General features: G+C 56.8%; 11 protein-coding genes and 1 pseudogene. 9 read left to right on the top strand and 3 right to left on the bottom strand.

The window, feature by feature from the left end; all coding sequences use genetic code 11:
* Position 1 precedes the first annotated feature (1 nt).
* From EOHIBHHM_RS26140 to EOHIBHHM_RS26130, 3 genes are all read left to right on the top strand, one after another.
* Positions 2 to 634 carry an isochorismatase family protein gene (locus tag EOHIBHHM_RS26140; RefSeq protein ID WP_497259164.1) on the top strand — a complete coding sequence of 211 codons (633 nt, stop codon included), beginning with the start codon at positions 2 to 4 and terminating at the stop codon, positions 632 to 634.
* 57 nt (positions 635 to 691) lie between these two features.
* Positions 692 to 1,633, top strand: coding sequence for an isocitrate lyase/PEP mutase family protein (locus tag EOHIBHHM_RS26135; protein ID WP_497259162.1), 942 nt, complete (start codon positions 692 to 694; stop codon positions 1,631 to 1,633).
* A gap of 451 nt (positions 1,634 to 2,084) precedes the next feature.
* Positions 2,085 to 2,612, top strand: a complete 528-nt coding sequence (locus EOHIBHHM_RS26130; protein ID WP_497259160.1) for a DUF7342 family protein — start codon at positions 2,085 to 2,087, stop codon at positions 2,610 to 2,612.
* A 1,308-nt stretch (positions 2,613 to 3,920) separates the two neighbouring features.
* Here the strand turns inward: EOHIBHHM_RS26130 and EOHIBHHM_RS26125 are convergent.
* On the bottom strand, positions 3,921 to 6,677 hold the full coding sequence (locus tag EOHIBHHM_RS26125; RefSeq protein WP_497259158.1) for a glycoside hydrolase family 97 protein: 2,757 nt from the start codon (positions 6,675 to 6,677) through the stop codon (positions 3,921 to 3,923).
* 197 nt (positions 6,678 to 6,874) lie between these two features.
* Here EOHIBHHM_RS26125 and EOHIBHHM_RS26120 point away from each other — a divergent pair, with 197 nt between their 5' ends.
* From EOHIBHHM_RS26120 to EOHIBHHM_RS26110, 3 genes are all read left to right on the top strand, one after another.
* Positions 6,875 to 7,921, top strand: coding sequence for a TrmB family transcriptional regulator (locus EOHIBHHM_RS26120; protein ID WP_497259809.1), 1,047 nt, complete (start codon positions 6,875 to 6,877; stop codon positions 7,919 to 7,921).
* Positions 7,922 to 8,210: 289 nt separating this feature from the next.
* Entirely contained in the window at positions 8,211 to 8,669 is a 459-nt protein-coding gene (lrp, locus tag EOHIBHHM_RS26115) for an HTH-type transcriptional regulator Lrp (protein WP_497259156.1), read from the top strand.
* 119 nt (positions 8,670 to 8,788) lie between these two features.
* A complete protein-coding gene (locus EOHIBHHM_RS26110; RefSeq protein WP_497259154.1) occupies positions 8,789 to 9,067 on the top strand; it encodes a hypothetical protein in 279 nt (92 codons plus the stop codon).
* 205 nt (positions 9,068 to 9,272) lie between these two features.
* Here EOHIBHHM_RS26110 and EOHIBHHM_RS26105 read toward each other — a convergent pair.
* Positions 9,273 to 9,978: pseudogene (locus EOHIBHHM_RS26105) on the bottom strand (hypothetical protein).
* Between EOHIBHHM_RS26105 and EOHIBHHM_RS26100 the strand changes: the two are divergent.
* The 3 genes from EOHIBHHM_RS26100 to EOHIBHHM_RS26090 are packed head-to-tail and all read left to right on the top strand — an operon-like array spanning position 9,941 to position 11,177.
* The gene (locus EOHIBHHM_RS26100) at positions 9,941 to 10,441 is read left to right on the top strand and encodes a helix-turn-helix domain-containing protein (RefSeq protein WP_497259152.1); all 501 of its coding nucleotides are present in this window, start codon (positions 9,941 to 9,943) and stop codon (positions 10,439 to 10,441) included. The pseudogene EOHIBHHM_RS26105 and the gene EOHIBHHM_RS26100 overlap by 38 nt on opposite strands.
* Positions 10,438 to 10,611, top strand: coding sequence for a winged helix-turn-helix domain-containing protein (locus tag EOHIBHHM_RS26095; protein WP_497259150.1), 174 nt, complete (start codon positions 10,438 to 10,440; stop codon positions 10,609 to 10,611). The genes EOHIBHHM_RS26100 and EOHIBHHM_RS26095 overlap by 4 nt, the downstream gene beginning before the upstream one ends.
* 41 nt (positions 10,612 to 10,652) lie before the next feature.
* Complete coding sequence (locus EOHIBHHM_RS26090) at positions 10,653 to 11,177, top strand: transposase (protein WP_497259148.1); 525 nt, start codon at positions 10,653 to 10,655, stop codon at positions 11,175 to 11,177.
* 52 nt (positions 11,178 to 11,229) lie between these two features.
* Here EOHIBHHM_RS26090 and EOHIBHHM_RS26085 read toward each other — a convergent pair whose 3' ends face one another.
* Complete coding sequence (locus EOHIBHHM_RS26085) at positions 11,230 to 12,156, bottom strand: ArdC-like ssDNA-binding domain-containing protein (RefSeq protein WP_497259146.1); 927 nt, start codon at positions 12,154 to 12,156, stop codon at positions 11,230 to 11,232.
* Between the last annotated feature and the right edge of the window lie 40 nt (positions 12,157 to 12,196).

The following is a 12,196-nucleotide window of genomic DNA, read 5'->3' as shown; positions in this document are numbered from 1 at the left end:
TATGAACTCACCACATTCCGCCGAGTACGATGCCGACGCGTTCGGATCGAGCGTCGGCCTTGGTGACCAACCCGCACTTCTCGTCATCGACCTGATTAACGCCTTCACCGACCCGACCACTAAACTTGGGTCTGACGTGAGCGGGGTCCTTGAGCAGACCGCTCGCCTCCTCACTGCATTCCGCGAATACGACCTTCCGCGGTACTTCACAACTGTCGCGTTCGAAGAGTCCTACGGCGACGCTGGGCGGTTCATCGAGAAAGTACCCGCGCTTCGGGAACTACGACTCGGTACCGACGCCGTTGAAGTCGACGATCGAGTCGCACCCGAGGGTGACGAACGCGTCATTCTCAAAAAATACGCGAGCGCGTTCTTCGGCACTGACCTCGCGACAGAACTGACGACACACCGCGTGGATACACTCGTCCTTGCAGGCGTCACGACCAGCGGCTGTGTTCGTGCGACAGCCGTCGATAGCCTTCAGCATGGGTATCGAACCATCGTCCCGGCTGACGCGGTCGGTGACCGCGCCGATGGACCACACCAAGCGAACCTCTTCGACATCGACGCGAAATACGGCGACGTCGTGACAACCGACGCCGTGATCAACCATCTCTCAAACAATGAATACTGACTTTGACATCCAGATTGCATCGAACCACACTCCCACCCGTGCTCGAGGTGAGTGGGAATGACCGACTCCGGCGCGGCGCTTCGAGAACACCTCGATAGCGACGAACTGCTGGTTTGCCCCGGCGTTCACGATCCACTCACGGCTGCTGTCGCCGATGCCGTTGGCTTTGACACGATCTACATGACCGGCTACGGAACGTCGCTGTCGAAAATTGGCTACCCAGACGCCGGCTTCATCACAATGCCGGAGATGATCGACAACGCCGCGAACATCCAAGAACGCATCAGTGTCCCGCTTATCGCTGATGCTGACAACGGCTACGGCAACGCGACTAACGTTATCAGGACGGTTCGCGAGTACATCAAGGCCGGCGTCGGCGGCATTCACATCGAAGACCAGACGTTCCCCAAACGGTGCGGCCATACGAAGGGACGGCAGGTCATCCCGCGCGAGGAAGCCGTCGGCAAAATTGCGGCCGCAGCTGACACACGGGACGAGCGGGGTGAGGAATTCGTTCTTATCGCCCGTACCGACGCTCGTGGGACCGGCGATGGGTCTGTCGACGAGGCCATCGGCCGCGTCAACGACTTCCTCGACGCTGGTGCCGACGTGGCATTTGTAGAGGGCCCCACCGACGAGGACGAACTGCGTCGCATCGGCCGAGAGGTCAACGGGCGACTCGTCTACAACTTCGTCGGTGACCTTGGCTCTTCGCCATACGTCGACCTGTCGGCGTTAGACGACTGGGGCTTCGACATCGTGTTGTTCCCCATCGCTGCGACGCTCTCGACCATCGCGAACGTCTATGCTGACTTCAGTGCGTTCGCTGCCGATCCTGTAGCAGCGATGCGTCGTATCGATGATGAGTTCAACGAGCAACCGTTCGAGAGCCTTCACGAGTTCTCCGGCTTCCCCGATGTGGTTGAGTGGGAAGAACAGTACCTCCCTGACGAGGAACAGGAGAAGTACGATGGGTCGCTCGGCGACGACGTCGCGTAGTCGTTGGTAGCGGACCATCGACGTCGTGTATTTGCGAAACGGGTTTTTGACGACGCTCGCTGTCTTGCCGCTGTATCCGGAGCGGGTTGCGTCACTGGTTACCCTCCCACGTCGATTCGATCGTTGCTCAACTGGGAACAGTCGTCGTAGTGAACTACCCCACCCTACTCTACGACCGACTTTGCTTCGTTGGGGGTGTCGTCAGAACTCTTTGAGTTCTGACTGCTAACCAGAAGTCGGAGACGTCTGGTGATGGGGCTTCCTGCTTCGACGACGCGCTTTGCAGGAACTCGTGTTCTGCAGGGAGCGCAGTCTTCACAGGCGATAATTCGGAGTGTCCAACTCCTAAATCACTGGGACCACGAGAGAGAAGACTAAGGGTCACACCATTTCTTTTGCAGATTATTGTACTCACCATAGAATTATTGTGTTTGGCCAGCAATACAGGGATATGACCAACGACGCACCCGGTGCGAAAACATGGAAACAACATACGAGTGCGTTCGACCGAGTTCGCAGCATAGCCGTCACGCTTGATGAACCGAAGTCGGCTGACTGGATCGCTGATCAAGCCCTCGTTGCAGGGAACACTGCACGCGACCACTTGGAACGCCTCGTCGAAATGAACGTCCTACAGACCGTTTCAGGAGGCACCGCTGTCCGGTACCGCCCTGATCCACTGTACACGCGCCTGCGAGGACTCCGAGATTTACTCGACTCTCGTTCACGAGATGAACTCATCGAACTCAGAGCTGACCTGCAGGAGCAGGTGGAGACATGGAGTGAGGAATACGGTGTTGAATCGAGTGAGGCACTTCGGGAGCAGGCTGTACAGACGGAGTCAGCTGAGGAGACACGGGTACTCCGAGAGGTTGCGAGTGACTGGGATCTTGTTCAGTATCGACTTGGGTTGGTTGAGGATGCTATCAAGCACTACTCAGAGTATACTGACTCTGGAGCGACGTCTGCATCAGTGTGACTGTAATGTTTGTTTCGGATGGCGGATATGACGCTGGAGAGCAGTCGCACGCTGTGTTGCTGGAGTTACGTCGAACGATGGGGCGACACCCTGGTGTCACAAGTGCTCAGGGACATCCGCCATCGTTGTTCACGCGTGTTCAGGCGGATCTTGACCCGTCAGTGTTTGGTGGGTCGATGAACCACGGGGTATTGACTGTGCGGTGGTTTGCGGGTGAGAGTGAGGATGCAAGGCCGGAGTTCTCGTTTCATTACAGTGATGAGAGTGGGTTCGATTGCGGATGGCATCACGAACCGAATCCGCACGTCGACGGCTGGGCGCATTACCAAGAGCGTGAGTCATCAGGTGAGTCGTATGAGTATGAGGCGGTGTCGTTTGGGAGTTTGCAGCCGGTACGAGTTCTATGGGAAGTTTTTGAGCGACTTGAATTGGTATTTCAAAACCAGTCGTGAAGATGAGAGAATCAGGCGCTAGCACTACTTCTTTTCGAGTATGGAAGCTTACCACTAGTGTGATGCTGATCCACGTCGATAATTGGAAGCTGATTCGACCATGTGGACTCCGTCTCCTGCTTCCCGTGGGTGGTATTCATCCCAGAAGTACGAGTCGACAATGAGACGTAGTGCTGCTATTGCTCTCGGTGTCCTGGCTGAGATGCTGGCGATCCTCATGGCTAACTTCGTTTCACTCCCGGGGGCGCTCATGTGGGTGGGGCTCGTTCTATCTCTCCTGATTGGGCTGATTGGAGGACTTGTTACTGGACGGTTTACCAGTGGGGGATGGCACACACGCGCGATTTCTGGGCTCGTGACCGGGCTTCTCGGCGGGTTGTTTTTTGGCGTCACTCTGTGGCTCAGTATGAGCGCTGACATCCCACGTGCCACCTCCAGTATCTTCTGGTGATTCAACTATCTGCTCGCTACCAACCCCGTTGGAATCCGCCAGCTGTCGTGGCTGTATACGGGAATCACGCTTCTGGTACGCTCATTCTCCTTTCGATGGGGCTCTTCGCCGTGGAAGGGTACATTGCGAGTGGCGCCGCACCAAGGAGTCGTCGCCCTTCAGACCCCCCTCTTGGCCCACCGCAGTGAAAAGATGCGTCGACTTATGTTCCGAGTAGTCATCTCCCACAGAAATTCAGGAAGGAAGCTCATATCTTCAGAGTGAGGGACTCCGAGTAACACGTTTCTATTCACCGTTCTCAGCGTGACCCTGAGAACTGACGCGTAGCAGTGATGTATCCCAGTGGACCGTACAAAGACTTCCAGACACTACCGTTGACTCAGGTGCTCTAATACTGCCTTCTCTCTACTCGGGGTCGGAGACAGTGACAGTCCAGGGGCCACGATCTTCGACGGCAACTGAGTATTCGCCTGCCGCCTCCGGCGTATATTGGAAGGATACATCTGTACTCTCTCCCGATTGGAGATCAATCCGTTTCGCCCGGACGATGTCCGCGTCAACGGTCATCTCTAGAACCTGAATCGTCTCGTCACCACCCGTGTTAGTGACGGTCCCACTCACCTCAAACGTTTCTCCCCGCTCGATCGTTTCAGGTGCCTCGAACCCGTCGAACGCGAGCCATTCAAATTCCGGCGACTTCCGCGTCACCTCGACAGTTCGAGCGGCGATGATGTCATCCAGAGAGTGACCGATGGCGACCTCGTAGGTCCCCGGTTCTTGGAACTGTGCCGAAAACTCGATCTGCTCCTCGTTGTGAGCGGGCACGCGAGTGAACCTCGTCTTGCTCTCCTCTCCATCTACGTAGAGGTGGAGTTCTTCTCCGCCGACCACGCTCCCAGTGTTCGTAACTTCCAGAAGGGCCGTGACTGATTCACTGGCCATTACGTTCTCCGGAACGACGAAGGAGTCGTACTCGTAGTTCGGAGGCCGGTACCGGGCAAGGTCTTGTTGATCTTGCCCGTTCGCCGGACGGAGGCGGACTGCCTGACCGCCACCTTCGATCATCGAGGCCACGAGCGTGTCCTCCGAGTCAACTACGAACTCGTCGATTACGACCGCAGTCGGGTTCGTATTGAAATCAGCTTCCGGTCCGTCAGTGTAAACCGTAGCGACGTAGGGACGGCCGCCGTCGTCAAGGAAGTCAAGCGGGATCTCGAGAGCACGTGGTGCTTCGCCAGTCCCACTCCCGATGTACCATTCGTCTCCCTTTCGGCGTGCGAACGTCGCGTGCCGACCGATTTCACCATTCACGGTTTTCGTCTCATCCCAGGCGACGGGAACGTTCTCGATGAACTCAAACTCGTCTAAGTCGTCGTAGTTCTCCGGTAGATCGGCGACCATCTGCTGCCCGCTAAACATGATCACGTAGAGTGCCAACTGGCGGGCACGAGTGTTGTGGACTCTGGTGTCTCCGCCGTACTCCGCATGCTTGACATCGAAGATGCCCTGGTTGTAGTCGACTGGGCCACCGAGCATTCTCGTGAAGGGGACGACGAGCGTGTGATTCGGAGGGTTCCCTCGCGGGCTCGCGTTTTCGTACTCGAGACCTCGCACGCCTTCTCGAGTCATCAGGTTCGGCCACGTACGGCGCTTGCCCGTCGGTTTGATTGGCTCGTGCACGTTGAGCATAATCTCGTGCTCGGCGGCCGTCTTCGCGACGTGCTGATGGTGGTTCACCATCACTTGGGAGTGATGCGGGTAGAGCTCCCCGTCGATGAGCATTCCCTCGGCACTTACATACCCAAGTTTTGCGGATGGGATTCCAAGCTCTTCGTAGTAGCTGTAGGCCCCATCCAGTTGTGCCTCGTAATTTCCGACCCCGCCACCGGTCTCGTTGTGTATCACGACGTCGACTGTTGGGTCCTGTTGGGCCCCGTACTGAACGACCTCTTCGAGGTCGTACTTGTTCGTCGATTCCGTGAAGTCGAACGTGTATGGCGGATTACTCCATTGGTCGAACCCGCCCTCCCAGCCGACATTCCATCCTTCGACGAGCAGGTTACCGATCCCGTGCTCGCTGGCGAAGTCGATGTACCGCTTTGCATTCTCAGTCGTCGCACCGACGTCCGGTCCGGGTGCCCACGTCGCTTTGCCGATGTGCATCTCCCACCAGATACCCATGTACTTGGACGGCTTGATCCACGACGTGTCCTCGATCTTCGAGGGGTCGTTCAGGTTGAGAACGAGCTTCGATTCGACGAGGTCGCCCGGAGTCTCACCGATAGTGAGGGTGCGCCACGGAGAGGCGTGAGGCGCTTCCGCCTTCACTTTGGTCCCGTCGGGTAAGGGGACAAGCGTGGACTCGAAAACGGAGGGACAAGTGTCGACTCGAGTCGCGGTCATTCCAGCGTAGTCGGTGAGGGCTGCTTCGTGAAGGCTCATGTAGAGGTCCTCGTCGACCTTCATTGTCAGGGGTGTGTTCACCCCATCGACCTCGGCGCCGACATCGGGCGTCGGTTCGATGTCACTCAAAGCGGTCTGTTGGTAGATATCCTCGTAACTCTCGTAGTTGTCCGGTATCCACCAGCAGGTAAAGTCATCGGCGAACCGGAACGTCGTCCGTTCGTCGGTGATCGTGAACTCATCAAGCCCCTCCTGCTTGGGAAGCACGTATCGGAATGCGGCACCGTCATCGTATGCTCGGAACAGCAGTGTGAGTGATCGTTTCGGCTCGCTTTGTTCCTCTATCCCGACAACAAGCTCGTTGTAGCGGTTCCGAACTGAATCGGTTGTTCCCCAAACAGGCTCCCACGTTGTGTCTTCACTCCGTCGCTGAATCCCCGTCACTACGACATCCTCTCCAATTGGGGCGATGTCGGCAAAACGGAACCCCAGCGCGGAACGGTCGACGAGGGAGCGGTCGTCGTAGCTCACAGCGTACGTCGGAGTTCCGTCCTGAAGCGCGAACTCGACCTGTAGTCGACCGTCCGGAGACTCGACCGCCTGCACGGGGGTCGCTCGATTGTTCTCGATGGGAGACGTGTTCGCTGTTGCGATACTGGGAGTGATACCGACCGTAGCAGCACCAGCGGCGGCCAACAGGTTTCGTCGGGTAAAACCGGCGTCTCTCAACTGGCTCATTTTGTCTGGGTCTGGTGTCATCACTCTTCGTTTGTGACACCCACACAATATAGATTAGTTTTAAACTGGTTGTTTAAGATTTTCAGTATTTATAAGAGTGCAATCAGTCAGTGGGGGGTTCTGAAGAGCGGGTCCCCAAAGAGACCCACGACAGCGACCGATACTCGCCGTCTCGTAGCAGCTTTATCAACACACGACTGCCTACTGTAGCGGTAGTGATGGACGGAGACGATTCCAAACTCAAAGAGAAACTCGCTGCCTTCGGACTCTCAGAGAAAGAGGTTGAGAGTTATCTGGCGCTGTTAGATCAGGGAGAAGCGACAGTACGGACCGTATCGGAGAATGCAGATGTCTCCCAACAGGCAGTCTACAAGATTGCTGAGCGACTCGAAGAGCGAGGCCTAGTTCAGGTCAACAGTTACGCGTCGCCGACGACGATCCGCCCACTCTCTCCTTCGACCGCAATGGGGCGACTGGCCGACGAAATCGACTCCATCACCCCTCTACTGGAAGAGCGATTTACCCAATCCCGCCTTGAGACGGCCGAAGTGCAGATGATAAAGTCGCGTGAGACCGCGATCAGACGGACGAAGAGCGCGATCTCCCAAGCCGAAACGGAGGTCATTCTCGCGGTTCCAGAACGCTTCTTTTCGGAAGTCGAACCCGAGCTCAGAGATGCCGTCGACCGAGGAGTACTGGTCCTCTTGTTGATCGGCGACGCCGATCTGTCTGATATGGATGCAAGCCAGGTTGTGGGTTCTGCAGACGTCGTTCGCTGTTGGGACGAAGAGGTTCCACTGCTCTATGTGTCCGACGACGAAACGGCTCTTATCGGTGATCCTGGACTTGTTTCGGGGTCACATGCAGATGCGGATGCGGTCGAGGTCGTTCGATCGAGGCTGACCGGGACCGTCCTCTCGACGTTTCTTGGAACCTTCTGGCCGGCATCCGCGGAGCTGTTGGTGACGGATCCATATCCGCTTCCGAAGACGTTCAGTTGGTTCCGGCAAGCAGTTCTCCACACCGCGCTCCACGAAAACGAGGGCGTCGATCTTCGGGCGGATATTGAAACGAGCGATGGGGAGGTGCTCTCTGGGCCAGTGACCCGCGTTCGGCAGGGACTCGTCGATCCGATGACGAACGAATTCTCGCTCCAGATGAACCTCCTGATCGAGACTGAGAAGGGGGAAGTGAGCGTTGGCGGCCCGGATCCCTTCATCGAGGACTACGAGGGTGGCTACATCACTTTGCGACAGAACGACTGAGTGACGTCCTCTTGGGATTGAAGATGTCCCCAGAACGAGACACGGCGTGTCTCGTCAACGCGGGGATCCTGCATGTGAGAGTTTCCAGGTTTGCAGTTTCCCTGAACAGCCACCTCGGTGAGCATCTGTGGGATGCTCATGGACTATGGCGGGTAGGTCTGCTGGGAGTGGCAAGCCCCGTTGTTCCCGTGTCATTGAGTCAGAAAGTGGTTGCCAGTCAACTTGTGAGTCACCCCGTTAAATGACACATTCGGCAACTCCAAATGGCACTGTGTGTATGGGTGGTATAATGGCATACGAAAATCTGGACAAAGAACTACTCAATGGCCTCCTTGATGACGGGCGTGCGAGTCTTCGAGGGTTATCCAATGAGCTCGACGTGTCAGTAACGACCGTCTCGAATCATCTCCGAGATCTGGAGGATGAAGAGATTATCGACGGATATACTCCCCAGATCAACTACGAAGCCGTTGGCTACGACGTCACCGCAATCTTCCAGCTCAAAGTCGACGGAAACGCTTTACCGGAGATTGTCGATCGTCTTAACGCTCAACAGCAAATAAGCACAGTCTACGAAACGACTGGGAGCTACGACGCGATTGCTATCGGCAAATTCCACGATACAGATGATATGAACGCCCAAATCAAGACTGTGCTCACTGATGCAGACATTCGCGACTCGAACACCAGTGTAGTCCTCGACGCGGTTGTTGACACCCAGCAGTTCGACCTCGACACCGACAAGTAGCGCCTTTAGGCGTAGGAGGCTATCAAAAATGGATCATGGGTTGTATGAATGAACATCCCCCACCAAACCACAGCGATGAGAAAGACAAGTTCAAAGACGCTGTCACGCGCCTCGCTTAGGTGGGCTGGGCCCACGACTACGTGATTTTCCTCGCGACGCAGCGCCCCTCGGCGGATATCGTCTCGGGGAAGATCAAAGCGAACTTCCCGTGTCGGATCAGCTTCCGGCTGCCATTGAACACTGACTCGCGGGTGATTCTCGATGAGCCCGGTGCCGAAGATCTGCAGGGCGCCGGTGATATAATCGTGAAAACTCAGACTGGGAAACTGCGACTGCAGGGGTATCGCCTCAGTTCGAAAGATGCGATCGCGCTGCGGGAGGCGTACAACGAGCGCTAAGTATAGGAGTTAGCAAAAGGGTCCAGACAGTCATTCTATCTCCTCCCCGGAGGTTGTCGGAAACTGCGTGCAACAGACAGAGGGTGTGGTCACCTAGGGCCTAGGCGCTTCCGATTCACGTGCTCAACGAACACAATAGCAAGCAGACAGATAATTGCCTTCTCGGCCGCTCAGCTTTACCTTCCTACCAGACCCAGCATCGCAGTCAAATCGTTGTTGAGCGATGCTCGACACGTCCATCGGTTACCGCGACGGCGTCTTTCTCTTCCAGACGTCTCACAATCTCCCGTACGTCCGCTGCAGGCCAGTCAAGCTCCTGTTGCAGGTCAGTCGCTTCGGTTCGTCAAGCGCGTGCAGCACTTCGAGCTCCTCGTAGACGCGCTCAGTGATCTCCGAAACGGGATCGTGCAACGGTGTCGTCACGTTATGTTGTTCGGTGAGATCGGTCAACGCTCCGTTGACGTACGTCACGAACAGTTCTTGGTCCAAGAGTTCGATCTGCGTCTCGAGTTCCGCTTCGACGACGTCGAACTTGAGGCCGGTCTGCATCAACGAGAACATATCCTCGATGTCGTCCACCCGACCAGCGACCGCTTTGAACAGGAAGATGTCTTCTGGACTCACGAGCTCGACCCCGAGATTTCCCGGGTCGAGATACCGTTCGCTCCGCTCACGAATGCCTGGAGACAAAATCAGTTTGCCATCACCTGCTGGTTAAAGACGTCGATGCGACACCCATCATCGTTCTCGAGGATGCGCTGGGCACCGAGTTCTTCGTACTCTTCGTCCGGTTCCCGGACGATATCGTATCCCAGTTCGAGGAGCACCGCTTGTAACTGACTCAGGTCATCGCCGGAGGAGACGATAAGGTCGATGTCTTTGGTCGTCTCTTTAAGTCCGCGAAACGCCATCGATCCCCCGCCAATCAAGAAGACGGTGAGTGGGTTGTCCAGCTGCTGGCCAATGCGTTCGAGTTCTGAGCGAATGTATGAGCTATCGAATCGCGCTCTTTGGTCTTTCCTGGCTAGAAAGGGACTTCTCCTCACAGAGCGTACGTCTCTCGTTGTGACACGGCCAGTTGGGAGCCAGGCGGAGTTAGAAGCGAGGCGATGGCTTGCCGTCGCCTTGCTTCGACTGGGCCACGGCGCCTACGAAGTCGCTAACGTCGTTGGTGCTTCGCCCAGCTCTGTCTACCGATGGAAAGAAGCCTACGAAGGTGAGGGAGACGAGGGACTCGATGCAAAACCGCACAAAGGCGGTCCCTCAGCGAAACTCTCCGATGAGCAGTTGGCCGCGCTTGCGTCCCTCCTGCAGGAAGGGCCGCAAGCGCATTCGACACCGATCTCTGGACGCTCAAACGCATCGCAGCAGTGATTGAGCAGGAATTCGACGTCTCTGTCGGGCAAACAACCGTCTGGCGGTATCTCCAGAGAATGAACTGGAGTTGCCAGAAGCCCGAGCGTCGCTCCCGCAGGCGCGACGCGAACGCAGTTCGTCGCTGGGAGAAAGAAACGATTCCAGCACTTGAAAAAAAGCGCGAGTAAACGACCTTGCGCTAGTGTTTCTCGACGAGAGTAGCGTCCGAATGCAATCGACAGTTCGACGAACGTGGTCGCCACGCGGCCACACGCCAATCCACCGCAATTCAGGCAGCTGGGACAGTATTCGTGCAGTTGCAACCCTGACGGTCGCGCCGAAAACCGGCGCGACCGTCTTGGACTTCTGGTTGTCCGAGAAAAGCGTTGATAGCGAACAAATGGCGTACTTGTTACGCGATTCGTTCAACCAACGCGGGCAGGATTGTATTCTGATCTGGGACAATTACCCAGCGCACAAACCGACAGCGAGAATGATGACGACTCCTGGATGGCCGATGGCTCCCAAGGTCGCCATCGACATCCAGTATCTCCCGACCTACGCGCCAGATTTCAATCCGGTCGAACAGGTCTGGAAATCGGTAAAATACGACGATCTCGCGAACTACGTACCCACCGATCTCGCCGCGCTTGAAGCGCGGCTCGATCAGTCACTCCGAGCAGTGCAAAATCGGCCAGAACTTCTCAAATCTTTTGTCAGATGGGCTGGGTTCAACCTTGGTGAGTCGCATTGAAGATGGAAAGACCAAGCTGCGTTGGTTAAGTAAGCTCTGGTTCAGCGTCGGTTCAGTCTTCAAGCAACGCAATGATCTCTGTCGCCGTTCGACTGATCCGTCCGAGTCGCCCACGAATCACGTCTGCATCGTCGGATTCCCACGAAGCGAGGTAGAACGCCGACCCACTGGTATCGAGGCCGCAGTACCGCCCGACGATGTACGCCACGGCTTCGGCTTCGACCTCGCGTTTCGCCCGCTCGGTGTCGTCGTCGACGTCGAAATGCAACAGCGCGTGCGCGTACTCGTGAACCAACGTCCGCGCAAGGTCGGCTTCGTTCGTCCGGTCTTTGACCTCCACGAGTGGCTGGACGTCGATGAGGCTCAGTCGCTGGCAGATACCCCATGCACTCCCGTGGGTCCACTCCTCTGCAGAGATGATTCGCACCGTCACACCGAGCTCTGAAGCCGCGTCAGTCAGCTCGTCTACGAGATCGCCAGCGTCACCCATCGCGGCCGTCTCGAGGTCGGGCAGTGGTTCACCGTCGGTCTGGGAGATGTCGAATACTGGAGCGGGTCTGAATCCGACGAGCCCTCTCGACCACTCCTCGGGTGGCGTCGCGTCGTACTCACAGGCGATGTTGGCGTGGTAGCTCGGCGAGTTTGCACACTCGGGACACCGCTTCGTGATGATGGGTGCCCAAATCCAGATGGCCTGCTCACCTTCCTCGACGTGGCGGTCGAACTCGTCTTGCCACGTTCGATACCCGGCGACACGACTGGCCTCGGGACACTGCTGTTTGATGAGCAGTGTATTCCGGTAGGAGTAGTCGTGGAACTGCCGTTGCACATCAAGCCACGCTTGGAACTCTGCACTCGCTTGTGCGTCGTCGACGGAGTCGACAAGGTCGTCGATCCACTGTTCGATGGTACTGTGCATCTCGTCACGTCGGGTGTCGGAGTCGTCGAACGACACCGCTGCGTAGTCACTCGTCGCCATGAGTTGTCTCGCGAGCACTCCAGTTTTGGAATGCCCCGCA

It is taken from the genome of Halogranum roseipondis (assembly GCF_059695585.1).
Note: the sequence above shows the minus strand (reverse complement) of the source record. Positions and strands in the feature narration are given on the sequence as shown.